Annotated in this window: 24 protein-coding genes; 6 read left to right on the top strand and 18 right to left on the bottom strand. The window is 70.8% G+C overall.

What is annotated here, in order from left to right; all coding sequences use genetic code 11:
• Positions 1–18: 18 nt before the first annotated feature.
• Positions 19–231, bottom strand: a complete 213-nt coding sequence (locus ACYVC6_RS19205) for a dodecin (RefSeq protein WP_292670818.1) — start codon at positions 229–231, stop codon at positions 19–21.
• A 55-nt stretch (positions 232–286) separates the two neighbouring features.
• Here ACYVC6_RS19205 and ACYVC6_RS19210 point away from each other — a divergent pair, with 55 nt between their 5' ends.
• Both ACYVC6_RS19210 and ACYVC6_RS19215 read left to right on the top strand, forming a co-directional pair.
• The gene (locus tag ACYVC6_RS19210; protein WP_460716064.1) at positions 287–637 is read left to right on the top strand and encodes a DUF3099 domain-containing protein; all 351 of its coding nucleotides are present in this window, start codon (positions 287–289) and stop codon (positions 635–637) included.
• A gap of 130 nt (positions 638–767) precedes the next feature.
• Positions 768–974 (top strand): acetone carboxylase, encoded by a 207-nt coding sequence (locus ACYVC6_RS19215; protein ID WP_460716065.1) that lies wholly within the window; start codon positions 768–770, stop codon positions 972–974.
• 12 nt (positions 975–986) lie between these two features.
• Here the strand turns inward: ACYVC6_RS19215 and ACYVC6_RS19220 are convergent, their stop codons facing one another.
• On the bottom strand, positions 987–1,610 hold the full coding sequence (locus ACYVC6_RS19220) for a maleylpyruvate isomerase family mycothiol-dependent enzyme (protein WP_460716066.1): 624 nt from the start codon (positions 1,608–1,610) through the stop codon (positions 987–989).
• Positions 1,611–1,678: 68 nt separating this feature from the next.
• Here ACYVC6_RS19220 and ACYVC6_RS19225 point away from each other — a divergent pair, with 68 nt between their 5' ends.
• A complete protein-coding gene (locus ACYVC6_RS19225; protein ID WP_460716067.1) occupies positions 1,679–2,119 on the top strand; it encodes a MarR family winged helix-turn-helix transcriptional regulator in 441 nt (146 codons plus the stop codon).
• Here the strand turns inward: ACYVC6_RS19225 and moaA are convergent.
• Positions 2,116–3,105: a GTP 3',8-cyclase MoaA gene (moaA, locus tag ACYVC6_RS19230; protein WP_460716068.1), complete on the bottom strand. Its 990-nt coding sequence runs from the start codon at positions 3,103–3,105 to the stop codon at positions 2,116–2,118. The genes ACYVC6_RS19225 and moaA overlap by 4 nt on opposite strands.
• Positions 3,106–3,180: 75 nt before the next feature.
• Here moaA and ACYVC6_RS19235 point away from each other — a divergent pair, with 75 nt between their 5' ends.
• Positions 3,181–4,062, top strand: coding sequence for an SURF1 family cytochrome oxidase biogenesis protein (locus tag ACYVC6_RS19235; RefSeq protein ID WP_460716069.1), 882 nt, complete (start codon positions 3,181–3,183; stop codon positions 4,060–4,062).
• Here ACYVC6_RS19235 and ACYVC6_RS19240 read toward each other — a convergent pair.
• Genes ACYVC6_RS19240 through ACYVC6_RS19255 form a run of 4 tightly spaced genes read right to left on the bottom strand, consistent with a single transcriptional unit; the run spans position 3,948 to position 9,049 of the window.
• Positions 3,948–4,703 carry an SDR family oxidoreductase gene (locus ACYVC6_RS19240; protein ID WP_460716070.1) on the bottom strand — a complete coding sequence of 252 codons (756 nt, stop codon included), beginning with the start codon at positions 4,701–4,703 and terminating at the stop codon, positions 3,948–3,950. The two genes, ACYVC6_RS19235 and ACYVC6_RS19240, sit on opposite strands and share 115 nt — an antisense overlap.
• 25 nt (positions 4,704–4,728) lie before the next feature.
• Entirely contained in the window at positions 4,729–6,606 is a 1,878-nt protein-coding gene (locus tag ACYVC6_RS19245; RefSeq protein ID WP_460716071.1) for an ABC transporter ATP-binding protein, read from the bottom strand.
• A gap of 25 nt (positions 6,607–6,631) precedes the next feature.
• Positions 6,632–7,420, bottom strand: coding sequence for an enoyl-CoA hydratase/isomerase family protein (locus ACYVC6_RS19250; RefSeq protein ID WP_460716072.1), 789 nt, complete (start codon positions 7,418–7,420; stop codon positions 6,632–6,634).
• Positions 7,421–7,450: 30 nt separating this feature from the next.
• Positions 7,451–9,049, bottom strand: coding sequence for an ABC-F family ATP-binding cassette domain-containing protein (locus ACYVC6_RS19255; RefSeq protein ID WP_460716073.1), 1,599 nt, complete (start codon positions 9,047–9,049; stop codon positions 7,451–7,453).
• 21 nt (positions 9,050–9,070) lie between these two features.
• Here ACYVC6_RS19255 and ypfJ point away from each other — a divergent pair, with 21 nt between their 5' ends.
• Positions 9,071–9,985 carry a KPN_02809 family neutral zinc metallopeptidase gene (ypfJ, locus tag ACYVC6_RS19260; protein ID WP_460716074.1) on the top strand — a complete coding sequence of 305 codons (915 nt, stop codon included), beginning with the start codon at positions 9,071–9,073 and terminating at the stop codon, positions 9,983–9,985.
• Between the two features lie 15 nt (positions 9,986–10,000).
• Here ypfJ and ACYVC6_RS19265 read toward each other — a convergent pair whose 3' ends face one another.
• Entirely contained in the window at positions 10,001–10,252 is a 252-nt protein-coding gene (locus ACYVC6_RS19265) for a DUF4242 domain-containing protein (protein WP_460716075.1), read from the bottom strand.
• Between the two features lie 118 nt (positions 10,253–10,370).
• On the opposite strand from ACYVC6_RS19265, the gene ACYVC6_RS19270 reads away from it, so the two are divergent.
• On the top strand, positions 10,371–11,360 hold the full coding sequence (locus ACYVC6_RS19270) for an AraC family transcriptional regulator (protein WP_460716076.1): 990 nt from the start codon (positions 10,371–10,373) through the stop codon (positions 11,358–11,360).
• A gap of 2 nt (positions 11,361–11,362) precedes the next feature.
• On the opposite strand, the gene ACYVC6_RS19275 is transcribed toward ACYVC6_RS19270, so the two are convergent.
• The 10 genes from ACYVC6_RS19275 to sufD form a co-directional block, all read right to left on the bottom strand.
• On the bottom strand, positions 11,363–12,271 hold the full coding sequence (locus ACYVC6_RS19275) for a phosphotransferase (RefSeq protein WP_460716077.1): 909 nt from the start codon (positions 12,269–12,271) through the stop codon (positions 11,363–11,365).
• A 10-nt stretch (positions 12,272–12,281) separates the two neighbouring features.
• Positions 12,282–13,853, bottom strand: coding sequence for an ABC transporter permease (locus ACYVC6_RS19280; RefSeq protein ID WP_460716078.1), 1,572 nt, complete (start codon positions 13,851–13,853; stop codon positions 12,282–12,284).
• A complete protein-coding gene (locus ACYVC6_RS19285; protein WP_460716520.1) occupies positions 13,850–14,788 on the bottom strand; it encodes an ABC transporter ATP-binding protein in 939 nt (312 codons plus the stop codon). Before ACYVC6_RS19285 ends, ACYVC6_RS19280 begins: the two co-directional genes overlap by 4 nt.
• Before the next feature lie 43 nt (positions 14,789–14,831).
• Positions 14,832–15,452 carry an acVLRF1 family peptidyl-tRNA hydrolase gene (locus ACYVC6_RS19290; RefSeq protein ID WP_460716079.1) on the bottom strand — a complete coding sequence of 207 codons (621 nt, stop codon included), beginning with the start codon at positions 15,450–15,452 and terminating at the stop codon, positions 14,832–14,834.
• A gap of 161 nt (positions 15,453–15,613) precedes the next feature.
• The gene (locus ACYVC6_RS19295; RefSeq protein ID WP_460716521.1) at positions 15,614–15,949 is read right to left on the bottom strand and encodes a metal-sulfur cluster assembly factor; all 336 of its coding nucleotides are present in this window, start codon (positions 15,947–15,949) and stop codon (positions 15,614–15,616) included.
• 44 nt (positions 15,950–15,993) lie between these two features.
• Positions 15,994–16,452 carry a Fe-S cluster assembly sulfur transfer protein SufU gene (sufU, locus tag ACYVC6_RS19300; RefSeq protein ID WP_460716080.1) on the bottom strand — a complete coding sequence of 153 codons (459 nt, stop codon included), beginning with the start codon at positions 16,450–16,452 and terminating at the stop codon, positions 15,994–15,996.
• 6 nt (positions 16,453–16,458) lie between these two features.
• The gene (locus ACYVC6_RS19305) at positions 16,459–17,694 is read right to left on the bottom strand and encodes an aminotransferase class V-fold PLP-dependent enzyme (protein ID WP_460716522.1); all 1,236 of its coding nucleotides are present in this window, start codon (positions 17,692–17,694) and stop codon (positions 16,459–16,461) included.
• A complete protein-coding gene (gene sufC, locus ACYVC6_RS19310; protein WP_460716081.1) occupies positions 17,694–18,452 on the bottom strand; it encodes a Fe-S cluster assembly ATPase SufC in 759 nt (252 codons plus the stop codon). The genes ACYVC6_RS19305 and sufC overlap by 1 nt, the downstream gene beginning before the upstream one ends.
• Positions 18,449–18,784, bottom strand: a complete 336-nt coding sequence (locus ACYVC6_RS19315; RefSeq protein WP_460716082.1) for a non-heme iron oxygenase ferredoxin subunit — start codon at positions 18,782–18,784, stop codon at positions 18,449–18,451. The genes sufC and ACYVC6_RS19315 overlap by 4 nt, the downstream gene beginning before the upstream one ends.
• Positions 18,784–19,965: a Fe-S cluster assembly protein SufD gene (gene sufD / locus ACYVC6_RS19320; protein WP_460716083.1), complete on the bottom strand. Its 1,182-nt coding sequence runs from the start codon at positions 19,963–19,965 to the stop codon at positions 18,784–18,786. Before sufD ends, ACYVC6_RS19315 begins: the two co-directional genes overlap by 1 nt.
• Positions 19,966–20,000 lie beyond the last annotated feature (35 nt).

Below are 20,000 nucleotides of genomic sequence, written 5' to 3' on the forward strand. Positions count from 1 at the left end.
CGGCTGGTGACGCGCAGGCTAGTCGTCCTCGAGCCGGAACCCGATCTTGAGTCCGACTTGGAAGTGGTTGACCTTGCCGTCCTTGACCTGGCCGCGAACCTCGGTGACCTCGAACCAGTCGCAGTGCCGCAGCGTCTTGGCGGCTCTCTCGACCCCGTTGTGGATGGCCTGCTCGAGGCCCTCCGGCGAGGTCCCGACGATCTCGGTCACGCGGTACGTCCTGTTCGTCATGCCGCCGAGCCTAGGCGACCCAGCCGGTCCACCGAGCCGGTCGTACAGTGGCGGTATGGCCCGGGAGCGGCGCGACCGGCACGACGCGGTCCGCATCACCACGGCGGCCGAGAGCCGCAACGCGGATATCGCGGCGCGCCAGCGCCGCTATCTGCTGTCGATGACGCTGCGCACCCTCTGCTTCGTCGGCGCCATCCTCGCGTCCCTGGCCGGGATCCACTGGCTGTGGCCGATCCTGATCGTGGGAGCCCTCGTGCTGCCCTACGTCGCGGTCGTCATGGCCAACGCCTCCAGCCGCCGTGCGGACGGGTTCGCGCTCTTGGATGACGGATCCGGACGCCCGGAGCTCGGGCCCGGGAGCCAAACGGTCCACACCACCCCCCGTCCGGGCACCGCGCGGAGTTGACTTCAACCAAGCGCGTGCCAGACTTGGGAGGCCGACCAGGTTCGTCCTCGGTCGGTGTGGTGCCGGACAGCTCTCCCCGTGGTTGGCCGGCACCACTTTGTATTTCCCCTCCCCCCTCGGAGTGCCCGGCGTGACCGACCTCTGCTCCGCCAAAGGCTGCCAGCGTGAGGCCGTCTGGGCGCTGCTGTGGAACAACCCCAAGCTGCACACCCCCGAGCGCCGCAAGGTCTGGCTGGCCTGCGACGACCACCGGCAGTCACTCAGCGACTTCTTGGGCGCACGGGGCTTCCTTCGCGACACTGTCGCGCACGAGCCAGGGGCCGACCTCTCGGTCTGAGCGCCAGGACGGTCACCGCACCAGCTCGACGCCGGGTCCCCTCAGGTCGCCGGAGGCGGCACGCGTGCGGCCCGTGAGGAGCAGGAGCAGCGCCACTGCAGGCCCTCGCACCTCAGGCCCGCTGCCCGTGGTCCAAGCGGCGTCAGTGGCGGTCAGAGTCACGTGCGCGAGCCGCTGTCGGGCCCGGAACGGCCACCCCATCTCCCACACGCGATCGAGCCCGGCGGCCGCGACGTCCGCCGACACCTCGAAACGCTGTCCCAGCGGCCTGAACATGTCCTGGCCGTGTACCACCAGGTCGAACAACGAGTCCGCAGTGTTGAGTGCCTTCGCCGTGGTGCGGTCGTGGGCGTGCTCACGGATGCTCGCCACGATGGCGGCCGGCTCACCTGCCCCGTAGCGGCGCGCAATGAACGTGTTGACCCGGTGCAGGTTGAAGCCGTTGCGCGGCATGGCCGCCACCAGCTCCGCCGTGGTCACGGTCGGGATGATCGACAGATGACCGGCGACGTCTCGCACGCGCCAGCCCTCGCACAGCGAGGGTGCGTCCCAGTCGGCGTCGGACAAGGTCTCCAGCTGGTCGGCCACACCGAGGCGGAGCCGGGCCACGGTCTCCCAGTACGCGTCGTCCTGCATCGAAGCCTCCGTTAGTCCGAACTTCGTACTACTATGGTCCGAACTTCGGACTGATGCAAGGAGGAAGCGTGACCGGCCCGTCCGCCTTCAATCTGGGACTGCTTCTCTTCATCCCCTACCGGGCCATGGAGACCGCGGTCCTCGACGAGCTCCGGCAGCACGGCCACGATCTTCAGATCAGCCAGGCGCGGGTGTTCCAGCGGATCTCGCCCGACGGTACGCGGATGGCCGACCTCGCCGAGGCGGCGCAGGTCACCAAGCAGACGCTGACCTCGATCCTCGACCAGCTCGAGCGCCGCGGCTACGTCCGGCGCGAGCCGGACCCTGCCGACGCGCGCGCCCGGGTCGTGCACATCGCGCCTCGCGGGGCGGAGCTGGTTGCCCTCAGCCGCCCGGTCGTCGAGCGGATCGAGGCGGAGTGGACGGCCACGCTCGGCCGGCGCCGTGTGCAGACCCTCCGCGAGCTGCTGGCGGAGCTCGTCACGGCCACGGAGCAGCAGGCGACCTAGCCGCCGATGGCCGACATCGGCCGGTCGGGCTGGAGGAAGGTCGGGTCGTCGATGCCGTGCCCGGGCAGCTTGCCGCGCATCGCGATGACCCACCGCTCGGCGATCTCCTGGTCGTCGGCCCCGGCCCGCAGCGCCGTGCGCAGGTCCGACTCGTCACGGGCGAACAGGCAGTTGCGGACCTGACCGTCAGCGGTCAGCCGCACCCGATCGCAGTCACCGCAGAAGGGGCGGGTGACCGAGGCGATGACGCCCACCGTGGCGGGGCCCCCGTCCACGGTCCAGAGCTCGGCGGGCGCACTCCCACGCGGCTCCGAAGCGGGCGAGAGGGAGAAGCGGGTCTCCAGCGAGGCCAGGATCTCCTCGGCGGTGACCATCGAGTCGCGGTTCCACCCGTGCTGGGCGTCCAGCGGCATCTGCTCGATGAAGCGCAGGTCGTAGCCGTGCTGGAGGCACCAGTGGAGCAGCTCCGGCGCCTGGTCGTCGTTGAGGCCGCGCAGCAGCACCGCGTTGACCTTGACCGGTCCCAGGCCCGCCGCCTTCGCGGCGGCGAGGCCTTCGAAGACCTCCTCGATCCGGTCGCGGCGGGTGATCTCCCAGAAGGTGTCGGGCCGCACCGTGTCCAGGCTGACGTTGACCCGGTTGAGGCCGGCGGCCGCGAGAGCCCCTGCCGTCCGGGACAGACCGAGTGCGTTGGTGGTGAGCGAGGTCTCGGGACGGGGTTCGAGCGCCGCCGTACGCCGCACGATGTCGGCCAGCCCCCGACGGAGCAGGGGCTCGCCACCGGTGAAGCGGACCTCGGTCACGCCCAGGAGCTCGACCCCGATCCGGATCAGGCGCACTACCTCGTCGTCGGTGAGCAGCGTCGCCTTCTGGAGCCAGTCGAGACCCTCCTCGGGCATGCAGTAGGAGCAGCGCAGGTTGCAGCGATCGGTCAGCGAGACACGCAGGTCCGTGGCGACCCGCCCGTACCTGTCTGCCAGCTGCATGGCCCCACTGTAGGCGCCCGGCGGGTGCCCGGCGGCGGGTCCCGCGCGGGTGAACGGCCCGGCTAGCCTCGAGGGGTGCGTTCGTGGGGGTTCCTGCTCAGCCGTCGATGGGTGCTCTTCGCCCTGACGGTGGCGGCCCTCGTCGCGGGCACGATCTGGCTCGGCAGCTGGCAGTTCGACCGGCTCACCGACCGCAAAGCCGACAACCAGGTCGTCCGGGCCAACGAGACCAAAGACCCGGCGCCCGTCGACGACGTACTGGCGGTGGGCCGTCCGGTCGCCGAGACCGACGAGTGGCGTCTCGTCGAGGCGACCGGCACCTACGCCGCCGAGGAGGCGGTGGTGGTCCGCTACCGCAGCCGGGAGGGCGTCTCCGGGATCGACGTGGTCGTACCGCTGGTGACCGCCGACGGGCCGGCCCTGCTCGTCGACCGGGGCTGGCTCGAGGCCAGACCAGACGGCACCGACCGCAGCGACATCCCCGGACCGCCGTCCGGGGTGGTCACGGTGACGGGCTGGGCGCGCGCCGACGGCACCGGTGACAGCACCCGGGTGACCGACCAGTCGACCCGGGCGATCTCCAGCAGGGAGATCGGTGCGGCCCTGGGCCGCGAGGTCTACGGCGGGTTCGTCGAGCTCCGGTCCGAGGACGGGGCCCCGGCCGAGGGCCTGGCGCCCGTCGAGCTGCCCGAGCTCGACAACGGCCCGCACTTCTTCTATGGCCTGCAGTGGTGGTTCTTCGGGGTGCTGGCGGTGTTCGGCTTCTGCTACCTCGCGTGGGACGAGAGGAAGAACGGCCCGCGTGGTGAGCGGCAGGGGCGCAAGCGCGACTCGAGGACGGCTCAGAGTGCGCGGAGCATCCCACCGTCGACCGGGAGCATGGCCCCGGTGACGAACGAGGCTGCCGGCGACAGCAGGAAGGCCGCCGCCCGGCCGAACTCCTCCGGCTCGCCGTAGCGGCCGAGCGGGATGGTCGACAACGCCGCAGCCTTGGCGGCCGCGGCGTCGCCGGTCGCAGCGTCGAGCTCGGCGACCCGGTTGGTGCCGATCCGGCCGGGGAGGAGCCCGTTGACCCGCACCGCACGGGGACCGAGCTCGTCAGCCAGGGTCTTGGCGACCATCGCCAGCCCGGGGCGTAGCCCGTTGGAGACGGCCAGGTTGCCGACCGGTTGTCGCACGCTGGAGGAGAGCACCAGCGCGAGCGCGCCCCCCTCCCCCAGCGCCGCGCCGATCTCGCGGCACAACCGCACACCGCCCAGGAAGACGGACTCGAACGCCGCCCGCCACTGCTCGTCCTCGATCGCGCTCACCTGCCCGGCGGGCGGGCCACCAACACTGATGAGCGCGCCGTCGAGCCGGCCCCAGCGATCACGTGCGGCCGTGAGCAGTCGGCCCGGGGTGTCGGCTTCGGCGTTGTCGGCGCGGACGGGCAGGGCTGAGTCGCCGTACGCCGCCGCGACGTCGTCGAGTGCCTCCTGGGACCGCCCGGAGACGACCACCCGGGCTCCCTCGCCGACCAGGACCTCGGCGGTAGCGCGGCCGAGCCCCCGGGTCCCCCCGGTGACGATGTAGACGCGGTCCTTGAGGTCGAGGTCCATGACCCGACTCTAGGCAGGCACGTCTCTAGGCAGGCACGTCCTCGGCGAACTGGGTGCGGTAGAGATCGGCGTAGAGACCGCCCTCGCGGAGCAGGCCGGTGTGGGTGCCCTGCTGGACGATCCGGCCGTCCTCGACGACCAGGATCAGGTCGGCGTCGCGGACCGTGGAGAGCCGGTGGGCGATGACCAGGGACGTGCGGCCCTCCAGGGCCGCGTCGAGCGCCCGCTGCACCGCCGCCTCGGACTCGCTGTCCAGGTGTGCGGTCGCCTCGTCGAGGACCACGATGGCCGGCGCCTTGAGCAGCAGCCGGGCGATGGCCAGGCGCTGCCGCTCGCCGCCCGACAGGCGGTAGCCCCGGTCCCCGACGACGGTGTCCAAGCCGTCGGGGAGCCCGCGGACCAGGCCGGCGATCTGCGCAGCCTCGAGGGCGGTCCAGATCTCCAGGTCGCTGGCTCCGGGCCGGGCGTAGACCAGGTTGGCGCGGATCGTGTCGTGGAACATGTGGGCGTCCTGGGTGACGTAGCCGACCACGTCCTCGAGCGACTGCAGGGTCACGTCGCGGACGTCCTGGCCGCCGACCCGGACCGCACCGGAGTCGACGTCGTAGAGCCGGGCGACGAGGTGGGTGATGGTCGTCTTTCCGGCGCCGGACGGACCCACCAGGGCGACCATCTGACCGCTGTCGGCGGTGAACGAGATGTCGTGGAGGACCTGGACGGTCTCCCGCGACTCGGTCCGGGCCACCGCCTCGAGCGAGGCCAGCGAGATGTCGTCGGCACCGGGGTAGGTGAAGGCGACGTGGTCGAACTCGAGGCGCGAGGCGGTGCGTGGCAGGGCGACGGCTCCGGACTTCTCCTGGATCAGGGAGGGGAGATCGAGCACCTCGAAGACCCGCTCGAAGCTGACCAGCGCGGTCATCACGTCGATGCGCACGTTGGAGAGACCCTGCAAAGGCCCCAGCAGGCGCAGGAGCAGGGTGGCCAGCGCCAGGAGGGTGCCGACGGTGAGCGTGCCGTCGATGGCCAGCTGGCCGCCGAGGCCGTAGACCATGGCGGTCGCGAGCGCAGGCACCGCCATCATCGAGGCGGAGAAGAGCCGGGTGATCAGCGAGATGCGGACCCCGAGGTCGCGGACCCTGGCCGCCTTGACGGCGAACTGCTCGTCCTCCTCGCCGCGCCGGCCGAACAGCTTGAGCAACATCGCCCCGCCGACGTTGAACCGCTCGGTCATCAGGTTGCCGAGGTCCGCGTTGCCGTCCATCTGCTGCCGGGTCAGGCCGGCGAGCTTGGTGCCCACGAACCGGGACACGAGGAAGAGCAACGGGAACAGCGCCAGGCACATCAGCGTCACCTGCCAGCTCAGGGCGAGCATGGTGATGCCGACGACGACCACGGCGATCGAGTTGGCGACGGTGCTCGACAGGGTGCTGGTGAACGCCCGCTGGGCGCCGATGACGTCGTTGTTGAGGCGGCTCACAAGGGCGCCGGTCTGGGTGCGGGTGAAGAAGGCGAGCGACTGGCGCTGCACGTGGCCGAACACCTGGGTGCGCAGGTCGAAGATCAGCCCCTCGCCGATGCGGGAGGACAGCCAGCCACCGAGCACGGCCAGCACGGCGCTGATCAGCGCGACCCCGGCCATGGCCAGCGCCAGCCACGCCACCAGGGCGTTGTCGCCCTTGAGGATCCCTTCGTCGACGATGCGCTGCACCAGCAGGGGGATCACCACCACCATCGCGGCGTCGACCACGGTCAGCCCGAGGAAGACGCTGATCAGCCGGCGGTGTGGCCGGGCGAAGCCGATGACGCGGCGCACAGTGCCCCGGTCGAGCCGGTTGTTGACGACGCTGCGGTCCGAGCGCAGGTGGCGGAACGCCGCCCCCGGCCCTGGTCCGTGCATGCTCATCGACTACCTCCGTGCTGCTCCCGGGTCAGCCCGCGGGCTGGGCACCCATCAGCGGCGCCAGCTCGCGGAACCGCCGGCACTGAGCCTCCCGCTCCACCCGGCGTTGCGTCTCCAGGTCGGCGGCCGCCGCGCTCTGCAACAGCCTCTTGGTCTCGGACACCGCACCCGCGAGCGGGGCGGTCAGAGCGGCGACGAGGTCCGCGACGGTGGCGTCCAGCCGGTCGGCCGGGACGGCGGTCAGTGCCAGACCGAGGTCCACGGCCTCCGCGGCGCCAACCATCCGCGCCGTGGCGCAGATCTCGAGTGCTCTGGCGTACCCAACCGCCTCGACCAGCGGTTTTGTTCCCGTCAGGTCGGGCACCAGCCCGAGCGCCGCCTCCTTCATGGAGAACTGGGCGTCCTCGGTCACCACCCGCAGGTCACAGCTCAGGGCGAGCTGGAAGCCCGCGCCGATGGCGTAGCCCTGGACAGCCGCGATGGTGACGAAGCGCGGGTCGCGCAGCCAGGTGAAGCCCTGCTGGTAGCCGTCGATGGCTGCGCTCAGCCCGGCGTCGTCGAGCTGCAGCAGCCGAGCGACGTCACCCGTGCCGGGGTCGAGCATCGCCCGGTCCAGGCCCGCCGAGAAGCTGTGCCCGCTCCCCCGCACCACCACGACCCGGACCGCCTCGGGGAGCGTCCTGCCGATCTCGCGCAGTGCCTGCCACATCGCCGGCGTCTGCGCGTTGCGCACCTCCGGCCGGTCGAGCGTCACCGTAGCGACGGTGTCGGTCACATCGAGGCGCAGTCCGGCCTCGGTGAGGTCGTCGGGAGTCATGGCGGTGAGCGTACGGCGAGGTGCCGACGGTCAGGCCAGTGCCACCAGGTCCGCGTAGTCGTCGTTCCAGAGGTCCTCGACGCCGTCGGGGAGGATCAGCACCCGGTCGGGGTCGAGCGCCGTCACCGCGCCCTCGTCGTGGGTCACCAGGATGATCGCGCCCTCGTAGGTCCGGATCGCCGCGAGCACTTCCTCGCGCGAGGCCGGGTCGAGGTTGTTGGTGGGCTCGTCGAGGAGCAGCACGTTGGCGCTGGAGACGACGAGGGAGGCGAGGGCCAGCCGGGTCTTCTCGCCACCCGAGAGGACACGAGCCGGCTTGTGGGCGTCGTCCCCGGAGAACAGGAACGCGCCGAGGACCGAGCGGGCATCGGTGTCGGTCAGCTGCGGGGCTGCGCTCTGCATGTTCTCGAGCACGGTGCGGTCGGTGTCGAGGGTCTCGTGCTCCTGGGCGTAGTAGCCGATCTTCAGTCCGTGCCCCGGGACGACGCGCCCCGTGTCGGACCGGTCGACGCCTGCCAGGATGCGCAGCAGAGTGGTCTTGCCGGCGCCGTTGAGGCCCAGGATGACGACGCGTGAGCCCTTGTCGATGGCCAGGTCGACGTCGGTGAAGACCTCGAGCGAGCCGTAGGACTTCGACAGCTCGTTGGCGGTCAGCGGCGTCTTGCCACAGGGCGCCGGGGCGGGGAACTTGATCCGCGCGACTTTGTCAGACTGCCGTTCGGCCTCGACGCCCGCCATGAGCCGCTCGGCCCGCTTGAGCATCGACTGGGCCGCCTGCGCTTTGGTGGCCTTGGCGCGCATCCGGTTGGCCTGGTCGGTGAGCGTCTTCGCCTTGTTCTCGGCGTTCATCCGCTCTCGTTTGCGGCGCTTCTCGTCGGTCTCGCGCTGCAGCAGATAGGGCTTCCAGCCCATGTTGTAGACGTCGATCTCAGCCCGGTTGGCGTCGAGGTGAAGGACCTTGTTGACCGTCCTCTCCAAGAGCCCCGTGTCGTGGCTGATCACGATCAGGCCGCCCTTGTAGGACGCCAGGAACTCGCGCAGCCACATGATCGAGTCCGCGTCGAGGTGGTTGGTGGGCTCGTCGAGCAGCATCGAGTCCGCACCAGAGAACAGGATCCGGGCCAGCTCGACGCGACGCCGCTGACCGCCGCTCAGCGTCGACAGTGGCTGTCCCAGGATCCGGTCCTCGATGCCGAGGCTCGAGGCGATCTGGGCGGCCTCGGCCTCCGCGGCGTAGCCCCCACCGGCGTGCAGGTCGGCGTCGGCCCGCTCGTAGCGGCGCATCGCCCGGTCGCGTACCTCCGGGTCGTCACTGCCCATCTCGCTCTCCGAGGCACGCAGGCGGCGTACGACGTCGTCGAGCCCGCGCGCGGACAGGATCCGCTCTCGGGCGAGGACGGTCGGGTCGCCCGTGCGCGGGTCCTGGGGGAGGTAGCCGACGGTGCCGGTGGTGTGCACCGTGCCCGCAGCAGGCAGCGCCTCCCCGGCAAGGATCTTGGTGAGCGTCGTCTTGCCGGCGCCGTTGCGCCCGACGAGCCCCACCTTGTCACCGGGGGCGACGCGGAAGCTGACATCCTCCATGAGGAGCCGCGCACCGGCTCGGACCTCGAGCTGATGAGCGGTGATCATGACTGTGACTAGTGTATTGGGGTGAGGTTCAACCCGAAGGCCACCGTCGACAAAGGCGGCGTCCGCGACGCCGGCCGAGGTCGCTCCGGGGGCGGACTCCAAGGGCTGCCGATCCCCTCGGGCGCCGCCGGTGGCGGCATCGGGGGCGTCATCTTGATCATCATCATCTTCCTGGTGGTGCAGTTCGCCGGGGGCGGCGATGGGGGTGGCGGCGGCACCGGTACCGACACCGCCACGGACCGCTACAACGAGTGCAGGACTGGGGCGGACGCCAACAAGAACGCCGACTGCGCGCGGGAGCTCGTCGAGGACTCGCTCCGGGCCTACTGGCAGAGCACTCTCGAGGCGCAGACCGGGACCGCGTTCACGCCCACCGAGATCGTCACCTTCACCGAGGCGGTGTCCACCGGCGGCTGCGGCAACGCGAGCTCGGCGGTCGGCCCGTTCTACTGCCCGCTCGACAAGACCATCTATCTCGACTCGACGTTCTTCGAGGACGTGCTCGAGGGCCAGCTCGGCGGCAGCGGCGGCGACTTCGTCGAGCCCTACGTGCTGGCGCACGAATATGGCCACCACATCCAGAACCTGCTGGGCACCCTGGGCAAGGTGCAGACCCAGCAGGGTCCCAAGAGCGACGCCGTGCGCCTGGAGCTCCAGGCCGACTGCTACGCCGGCATGTGGACCAAGGGCGCGATGAGCACCACCGACGCCAAGGGCGTGAAGATCTTCGACGCGATCGACCGCGCCGACATCGAGGAGGCGATCGACTCCGCCAAGGCCGTCGGTGACGACCGGATCCAGGAGGCCTCCGGTGGCGAGGTCAACCCGGAGGGCTGGACGCACGGCTCGTCGAAGCAGCGGGTCGCCTGGTTCGAGACCGGCTTCGCCGCTGCTTCCATCGACGACTGCGACACCTTCTCGGCGGCGCAGCTCTGATCTGCCGGGGGTCTGTCAGACGCCCTCGGTGACCTCGTAGATCTCGTCGGCCACGAGGCCGTGCGCCTCGCGGTGCACCCGGGCGGCGGTGTCGGCGTCCGGGGCCTCGACCAGGCAGAAGATCTTGCCCTTGCTCTCGTCGACCCAGTAGCTCCGGTAGTCGACGCCGTAGGCGGCCTGCGTGGCCAGGTCGGCTGCGTGCGCCTTGGCCACATCGCCTGCGGCGACCTGGTCCCCCATGTGGTGTACGTCCATGTAGAGCGGCATCGCGGTTCCCCCTTCGACTGTGGTCACGCCGCGGTCGGCGTGTCACAGTGAGAGTCTCGGTGCGGGGGCGCAGGACCACCATGACTCCCTGACCGAGGCGGATGATCGGAGCGCCATGGTGGCTCAGCCAGCAACCACCCACGCGCTCCGGTCCGCCCTCGAGCAGGTCCGCCTGGAGGGCGCCATCTTCCTGCGCGCGGAGTACCAGGAGCCCTGGGCCTACGAGTCGCTGACCGGTCCGGCCACGGCGGGCTTCCTCGCCCCGGGCAACGACCGCATCGCCTTCTTCCACCTCATCGCCCAGGGCCGCTGCTGGGTCGAGGTGGACCAGCAGCGGCACTGGGCCGACGCCGGCGACGTGGTCGTGCTGGCCTACGGTCACCAGCACCGGATGGGTGGCACGCAGCCGGCCGAGGTGGTCTCGGTCAGCTCGTTCATCCCGCCTCCCCCGTGGCCCCAGATGCCGGTGATCCGCTACGGCGCAGACGGCGCCCGCACCGACGTCGTCTGCGGCTACCTGCTGAGCGACGACGTCCTGTTCGACCCCGCACTCCAGGTCTTCCCTCCGGTGTTCGTGGTCCGTCCGCCGGAGGGACCCGTCGCAGACTGGGTGCGCGCCAACATCGAGTACGCCGCGCGGCAGACCAGCATCGGTGCGGGCGCCCCGGACGGCGTGACGACCCGCCTGCCCGAGATGCTGCTCATCGAGGTGCTCAAGCTCCACCTGGCCACCGCGCCCACCTCACCCAGCGGTCTGCTGGCCGCGTTGCGCGACCCGGTCCTCGGCCGTGCCTTGGCGCTCGTGCACGGCGCCCCCGGCCACAAGTGGACCGTCGTCGAGCTGGCGTCCGCCGTCAGCGTCTCCAGGTCCCTCCTCGACGACCGGTTCCGCTCCGTCCTCGGCATCGCGCCGATGCACTACGTCACCACCTGGCGGATGCACCGGGCCAAGCACCTCCTGCAGGAAACGACGCAGTCGGTCGCCGCGATCGCGCGTCAGGTCGGCTACGACGCCGAGGAGGCGTTCAGCCGGGCGTTCAAGCGCGAGTGCGGGACGCCACCGGCGGTCTGGCGGCTGCACTCGCGCGGCGCCCCCGGCGAACCCTGACCTCAGCCCTCCACGAGCTGCTCGATCAGCGGGAACTGTCGCTGGAGAACGCGTAGGTGCGGGGCCACCGCGGGATGACGGTACTTCCCGGCGAGCGCCCCCTCTCCCCGGGCGACCCTGGCCAGCGCCCACTCGGCGCGGCTGAGCGCGGTCAGGACGGCGGTCACGCGAGCGCCGTGGGCGACCTCCTCGCGGGTCGCGAGACCCGCAGGGAGCCCGAGCAGGTAGGCGTCCAGGAGCGGCTCGAACTCCTCCCGTGCGTTGAGGAGGTAGTAGCCGAGGTCGGCGCCGACCGGGCCGTGCCCCAGCGTGGCCCAGTCGATGGCCAGAACGTCGTCGCCGAGGCGGCCGGGCAGGTTCGCCGGGACCGGGTCACCGTGCTGCGCCACCTGCGGCAGCCGGTCTGCCTCGTCGAGCAGGGCTCCGCGCCGCCGCCAGAGGTGGTCGGCGATGTCGGCGACCGTGGTCCGCGCCAGGGTGGGCCAGCCGCCGCGGTGCTCGACCCGGCGCATCCGGTCCCTGAGCTGGTCGCGGGCCAGCCAGGACCTGTCCCCGAGGTGGGCGCCCGCGAACCGGCCCAGGGCGTGGGCGGCGAAGAGCCCGCTGTTTGCGGCGTCCTCCACCCAGTCCGCGGTCAGCGTGATGCCCTCGGGGTCCTCCTCGACCGACGTGAGCTCGGGCGCACGGAGACCGGGTGTCTGCAGGACGACCCCCGAGATGACGACGTCGGCGGCCCGCCGCCAATAGGCGAAGTGCGTCGGGTCTCTCAGCTCGGGCGGATCGTGCTCACCCGGCGCGCCGAGCCTCTTGACCACCACCGGGCGGCCGCCGAGGACCGTCCGCCACACTCCGACGGTCGAGGTCCCGGTGCCGCTGCGCAGGGCCACCCAGCCGGGCTCGGGCTGCCACATGGCTCGGACGCTAGTGCACGTCCCGGCGCAGGAAGGCCAACTGGCCCGCGACACTCAGCGCCGCCGCCACCGCGCCGAGCACCAGGAACGGCGTCCACTCGAAGTCCTGGGCCGGCACCAGCGCCAGGTGCTCGAACGGCGAGAGGTCCTGGAGCCACTGCGGCATCCGGAAGATCGCGCCGAACATCATGACCACGAAGGCGAACAGCAGTCCCAGCCACGCCAGCAACGCCACGCGCGCGGCGAGGCCGTAGAGCAGCTGCGCGGCTCCCGCGAGCACCAGGACGGCTGGGAGGTGGGAGAGCAGCGGTAGCACGTAGTCGCCGACCGCCGAGCCCTTGCCGGTGACCAGGGCATAGCCGATGCCCATCCCCAGACCCGCCACCATCAGCACCAGCACGGTGCCGGCCAGGGTCACCAGCACGTGGCCGAGCAGCCAGTCGCGCCGCGTCAGCCCGGTGGCGAGCAGCGCCTCGACCCGGCCGGCCTCCTCCTCGCCACGAGGGCGCAGCGCCGAGGAGATCGCGAAGCCCGAACCGATCAGGGCCAGGGTCAGGATCATCGTCGCGTAGAACGCGTCGACCAGGGCGCCGCCGCCCTGCGCGAACATGTCCAGGATGAGGTCGGAGTCGCCCATGAGGTCCTCGACGTCGTCGCCGAGCGTGCCGTAGCCGACACCGCCGAGGAACATCCCGAACGTCCAGCCCAGCACGGATCCCCGCTGCAGGCGCCAGGCGAGCCCGGGAGCGCGATGCAGGCTCCCGGCGGCGCGCGCCGGTCCGGGACGCGCGGCGAGCACCCCCGAGCCGTAGTCCCGGCGCAGGAACACGGCGTACGCCGCTGCCGCAGCGACAACCGAGCCCGCCAACAGCAGCAGCGCCGGCCACCAGCGCAGTCCGGAGAACGGGTGCATCGCCTGGTACCACCCGATCGGAGACATCCAGCTCAACGCCGGGTTGCCGACGTCGCCGATCGCCCGCAGGGCGTAGGCGAGGCCGAGCACGCCGCCGGTGATGCCGTACATCGCGCGGGTGGTCGAGGTGAGCTGCGCGGCCACCAGCGCGATCCCGCTGAAGAAGGCACCGCAGAGCGCCACCCCCACGCCCAGAGCCACCGAGTCGGCGGCCTCGAGCGGGTAGGTGACCAGGCTGACGGCCACCAGGGTGCCGAGCAGCAGGTTGGCAAGGAGCGCGGTGACGTACGCCGCGACCGTGGTCGAGTGCCGTCCGACGGCCGCCGAACGGAGCATCTCGTCGCGCCCCGACTCCTCCTCGGCCCGCGTGTGCCGGCCCACAAGGAACATGCTCATCAGGCCGGCGGCGATCGCGCCGAACGCTGCCGACTGCCAGGTCACCTGGCCGCCGATGGTGTTGAGCGCCCGCGCCGGCCCGGTCATGGCGATGAACCCGGCGTTGCCCTCCATGCTCGCGGCGGCTCGGTCGAAGTCGGCCTGGGACGTGTAGAGACCGTCGACGCTCCAGGCCTGGCTCCAGTAGAGGATCGCGACGCCGACGCTCCACCACAGGAACATCCATCGGTCACGCCGCAGGAAGACCCGGACGAACGACCAGGTGCCGGTCATGACACCTGGGCCTCGACATCTTCGGGGGCTTGGGGGATCTCGTCGCCGTAGTGACGCAGGAACAGCTCCTCGAGGGTCGGCGGCTGGCTGGTGAGGGACACGATGCCGGCCCGGTGGAGCACCCCCACGGCGTTGTCGAGCTCGACCGTGTCGACCTCGAACATGGCGCGGTTGCCGTCGACCTGCAGGTCGTAGACCCCGGCGAGGTCACCCAGGCCCTGCGGTGGCGCCGCGAGCTCGGCCATCACCGAGGTCCGGGTGAGGTGGCGCAGCTCGCCGAGGGTGCCGGTCTCCACACACCGGCCGGTGCGGATGATGCTCACCCGGTCGCAGAGCCGTTCGACCTCGGCGAGGATGTGGCTGGAGAGCAGAACGGTGTTGCCGCGGTCGCGGAAGTCGTCGACGTAGTCCTGGAAGACCGACTCCATGATCGGGTCCAGTCCCGACGTCGGCTCGTCGAGCAGCAGGAGCTCCACGTCGGAGGCGAGCGCCGCGACCAGGGCCACCTTCTGCCGGTTGCCCTTGGAGTAGCTGCGTGCCTTCTTCGTCGGATCGAGCTCGAAGCGCTCGATGAGCTCGGCGCGCCGGGCCTCGTTGAGCCCCCCGCGGAGCCGGCCGAGGAGGTCGATCACCTCGCCACCGGTCAGCCCCGGCCACAGGTTGACCTCGCCGGGGACATAGGCGAGCCGCTGGTGGAGCTCGGCCGCCTCCTGCCACGGGTCGCCGTCGAGCAGCCGCACCGTCCCGGCGTCCTTGCGCAACAGGCCGAGCAGCACCCGGATCGTGGTCGACTTGCCGGCCCCGTTGGGCCCGAGGAATCCATGGATCTCGCCGCGGGCCACGTGCAGGTCGAGCTCGTCGAGGGCCCGGACGTTGCCGAAGGTCTTGACCAGGCCGTGGACGTCGATCACTGACGTGTCTGTCACGCCACCCAGCCTGGCCGAGCGACCGGTGGTCGCGGAAGGGCCAATGGCCCGATCAGCCGGGTCCTTCGGCATTGTGGACTTCGATCCGGACCGAGCACGCGTCGTCGATCGCCTTCTCGAGCACTCCTCGCCTGGGGTCGGGCACCGGCAGCCACGGCTCCACGACGACGACGCCCCGTAGCCGCGGGTCGGACAGCACCTCGTCGACCGCGGCCCGGTCACCTCCGGCCACCACCAGCAGCGGCCGCTGCCCGAGGATGCGGACGGCGTGCTCGGCGGCCGCCTCGTACGCCTGCCGCGCCTGGTTGTCGCGACGCCGGGCGAACCGCTGCTGGCTCTGCCCGCCCGCCTTGGTCCGGCCCTGCACGTGCCGCTGGCCGACCTTGGACTCGACGGTCCGTTCCCCCGCCAGCCGAGCGACCGCGAACCCGCCCTTGCGGACCAGGAGCACACCCCAGTCGTCTGGGGGTCGGATCGCCGCCACGAACGCCGCAGCGTCCGCCAGCCCGTCGTAGTCGCCGACGAACGGCAGCCGCGCCTGGAATCTCGAGCCGTCGACTGCGACGCCGGAGAGCGCCCCGTCAGTCACCCGGAGCTCGGCGCCGGCGTGGCGATCGGAGAAGTTGGCGACCCAACGCTCCACCCGGTCGCTCGGGACGAGGACGGTGGTCACTGTCGCGACGCTAGCGGCTGGGTCTCGACCCGCCGTCGCGGGTTCGCAAGCTTGGTTGTCGAGCCGTGAGCGCAGCGAGCGTCGTCGAGACACGGCCGCGGGCTCGCTCGACCTCCTCGCGTCGCGACCCCGCTCGTTCCTCGCGGTGTCGCGGCTCGGACTCAGACGTTGAAGCCGAGGGCGCGCAGCTGCTCGCGGCCGTCGTCGGTGATCTTGTCCGGGCCCCACGGCGGCATCCAGACCCAGTTGATCGCCACGTCGTTGACCAGGCCCTCGAGGGCCGAGTTGGTCTGGTCCTGGATGACGTCGGTCAGTGGGCAGGCCGCCGAGGTCAGCGTCATGTCGAGGACGCAGTTGGAGCCATCGTCGAGGTGCACGTCGTAGACCAGTCCGAGATCGACGACGTTGATGCCGAGCTCGGGGTCGACGACGTCCTTCATCGCCTCCGTGACGTCCTCGACGGTGACCGTCGAGGTGCCGCCACTCGCCGATGGCATCGCCTCGGGGACGTCGGGAAGGTCGCTGTGGTCGGGCTGGGCGGTCATGGCTGAGCCTCCAGAGATTGGGTCGTGGCGTCCTTCCAGGCCATCCACGACAGTAGAGCGCACTTCACGCGCGCCGGGAACTTCGCGACCCCGGCGAAGGCGATGCCGTCCTCGAGCACGTCCTCGTCGGGCTCGACGGTGCCCTTGCCCTGCATCAGCGCCAGGAACTCGCCGTGCACGGCCAGCGCCTCGTCGACGGTCTTGCCGATGACCAGGTCGGTCATCACCGAGGCCGAGGCCTGGGAGATGGAGCAGCCCACGGCGTCGTAGGAGACGTCGCTGACCACCTTCTCCCCGGCCACCCCGTCGTCCAGGTGCACCCGGAGGGTCACCTCGTCACCGCAGGTCGGGTTGACGTGGTGCACCTCGGACTCGAACGGGTCACGCAAGCCCGCGTGGTGCGGGTGCTTGTAGTGGTCCAGGATGATCTCCTGGTAGAGGCTGTCGAGGTCCATGGCTACTCAGGTCAACTTGAAGTAGGAACGGGTGTATTCCAGGCCCTCGACCAGTGCGTCGATCTCGGCCGGTGTCGTATAGAGGTAGGACGACATCCGGGTCGAGCTCTGCACGCCGAACCGCGCGTGCGCGGGCTTGGCGCAGTGGTGGCCGGCCCGGACCGCGATGCCCTGGGAGTCCAGCACCTGGGCGACGTCGTGCGGGTGCACCCCGTCGAGCTCGAAGGAGATCGCTCCCCCGCGCGAGGCGGCGTCCAGGGGCCCGAGCACGGTGAGGCCAGGCACGGTGGCCAGGCCCTCGAGCGCGTACGCCGTGACGGCCTGCTCGTGCGCGTGCACGGCGTCCATGCCGATGTGGGCGAGGTAGTCAACGGCCGCCCCGAGCCCGATGGCCTCGACGATCGGCGGGGTGCCGGCCTCGAAACGGTGCGGCGCTCTGGCGTACGTGGACCCCGCCATGGTGACCGTCTCGATCATCTCGCCGCCACCGTGGAAGGGCGGGAGCTGGTTGAGCAGCTCCTCGCGTCCCCACAGCACGCCGATCCCGGTCGGGCCGACCGTCTTGTGCCCCGTGAAGACCAGGAAGTCGGCACCGGTGGCCGCCACGTCGACCGGCAGCTGGGGCACCGCCTGGGAGGCGTCGATGACCGAGTAGGCGCCGACGCTCGCAGCCCGGGCCGCGAGCTCGGCGACCGGGTTGATGGTGCCGAGCATGTTGGACACCCATGTGAAGGCCACGACCTTGGTGTTCTCGTCGACCAGCCGGTCGGCGTTGGCGAGGTCGAGCTGCCCGTCGTCGGTCAGGCCGAACCAGCGCAGCTCGGCGCCGGTCCGCTCGCAGGCCAGCTGCCAGGACACGATGTTGGAGTGGTGCTCCATCTCGGTGATGACGACGTTGTCGCCCGGACCGAGCGGGATCGTGCGGGCCAGCAGGTTGAGGGCCTCGGTGGCGTTCTTGGTGAACACCACCTCGTTGCGCGAGGGCGCGTTGAGGAAGGACGCCACCTTGTCGCGGGCCGCCTCGAAGGCCGCGGTCGACTCGGCGCCGAGCTGGTGCATGGCCCGGGCGATGTTGGCGTTGTGGTGCTCGAGGTGGTCGACCATCGTGTCGATGACGACCTGGGGCTTCTGCGAGGTGTTGGCGCTGTCGAGGTAGACCAAGGGCTTCCCGCCCGCGAGCGTGCGCTCGAGGATGGGGAAGTCCTTGCGGATGACCTCCAGCTCGGGGAGCAGTCCCTCGATCACACGGCGGCTCGCAGATACTTGTCGTAGCCCTCGGCCTCCAGGGCCTCGGCCAGCTCGGGTCCGCCCTGCTCGGCGATCCGGCCGTCGACGAAGACGTGGACGAAGTCGGGCTCGATGTAGCGCAGGATCCGGGTGTAGTGGGTGATGAGCAGGACGCCCTTGCCCTCCTGCGCCCGGAACCGGTTGACGCCTTCGGCGACGATCTTGAGGGCGTCGATGTCGAGGCCGGAGTCGGTCTCGTCGAGGATCGCCATCTTCGGGTTGAGCAGCTCGAGCTGGGCGATCTCGTGGCGCTTCTTCTCGCCACCGGAGAAGCCCTCGTTGACGTTGCGAGTGCCGAAGGTCGGATCCAGGTTGAGCTGCTCGAGCGCCCGGTTGACGTCCTTGACCCAGGTGCGGAGCTTGGGGGCCTCGCCGTCGAGCGCGGTCTTCGCGGTCCGCAGGAAGTTGGACACCGAGACGCCGGGCACCTCGACGGGGTACTGCATCGCGAGGAAGAGCCCCGCCCGGGCCCGCTCGTCCACCGACATCGCGAGGACGTCCTCACCGTCGAAGGTCACGCTGCCGCCGGTGACGTCGTACTTCGGGTGACCGGCGATCGAGTAGGCCAGGGTCGACTTGCCGGAGCCGTTGGGCCCCATGATTGCGTGCGTCTCGCCGTCCTTGATGGTCAGCGTCACGCCCTTGAGGATCTCCTTGGCGCCGTCGTCGGTCGCGACGGAGACCTGCAGGTCCTTGATCTCGAGAGTGCTCATGAGGGGGTGACTCCGTTCAGGGTGGTGGTGATGTCCACGTAGACGTCTCCGTCTCGTACGTCGACAGGGAACGTGGCGATCGGCTCGGTGGCGGGGAGCCCAGTGGGCTTGCCGGTGCGCAGGTCGAAGCGCGACCCGTGCAGCCAGCACTCGACGGTGCAGTCCTCGACCTCGCCCTCGCTGAGCGGGACAGCGGCGTGGGAGCACAGGTCCTGGACGGCGAAGACCTCGTCGCCGTGCCGGGCGACCGCGATGTCGTAGCGGCCGATCGTCACGCCGAGGGCCTCGTCGAGGGGGACCTCGGCGAGGGCGCACGCGCGTTCGAACGTCATCAGAAGACGTCCTTGAGCACGTTCTTGGCCAGCTCGGCCTCGACGGTCTCGAGCAGCTGTGCCTCGACCGAGGGGATCCCGACCTTGCGGATCAGGTCGTTGAAGAAGCCGTGCACGACCAGGCGCCGTGCCTCCTTCTCCGAGACGCCGCGTGAGCGCAGGTAGAACAGCTGCTCGTCGTCGAAGCGGGCGGTGGCCGAGGCGTGTCCGGCGCCCACGATCTCACCGGTCTCGATCTCCAGGTTGGGCACCGAGTCCGCCTGGCAACCGTCGGTGAGGACCAGGTTGCGGTTCTCCTCGTAGGTCTCGATGCCCTCGGCGACCTTGCGGATCAGCACGTTGCCGATCCAGACCGTGTGCGCGCCCTGACCCTGCAGCGCGCCCTTGTAGAGCACGTGGCTCTTGGTGCGCGGGGCGGTGTGGTCGGCGAAGAGGCGGTGCTCGAGGTGCTGGCCCTCGTCGGCGAAGTAGAGCCCGAGCAGCTCGGCCTCGCCGCCGCTCCCGTCGTACTCGACGTTGGCGTGCATCCGCACCAGGTCTCCGCCGAAGGAGATCGAGGTGTGCTTGACAGTGGCGTCACGGCCAACCCGGATCGCGTCGCGGCCCAGGTGTACCGCGTCGTCGTCCCAGTCCTGGAGGGTCAGCACGTTGGCAGTGGCGCCGTCGCCGACGAGCACGGTCGTGATCGCGGAGTAGCGCGCCGAGCCGGTGTGGGTGAGCACGACGGTCGCGTTGGCGAAGCGGCCGATCCGGATCACCAGCTGGCCCCAGACCAGGTCATCGACCGAGTCGCCGTGCAGCCGCAGCACGATCGGCTCCTCGACCTGCGCCTCGGCAGGTACGTCGAGCAGCATCGCCCCGCCCGCGTTGGCGACGGCCAGCGCCGAGGGCCGGTCGGTGGGCGCGAGCTCGCCGATGTCGCGCGCCTCGGCGGCCGTGATCTGCGTCAGGGTCACCCCGGAGGGCAGAGAGGTCTCCCACGCCAGGTGTGCGTCGGAGGCTTCGCCGTCGAGGATCCCGCGCAACCGCTTGAGCGGCGTGAACCGCCAGATCTCCTCACGACCGTTGGGGACCGGGTGGTCCGCCAGGTCGTAGGACGGGGGCGGGTTGAGGTGGCTCGCGAGGCGCTTCTGCTCGAGCACGGACTCCACGCTCTCGCGTGCAGCATCGGTGAGTGTCACTACCTGTTCTCTCTACGTGCGGGTGCGGGTGTCGG

This window comes from Nocardioides dilutus, from assembly GCF_054779555.1.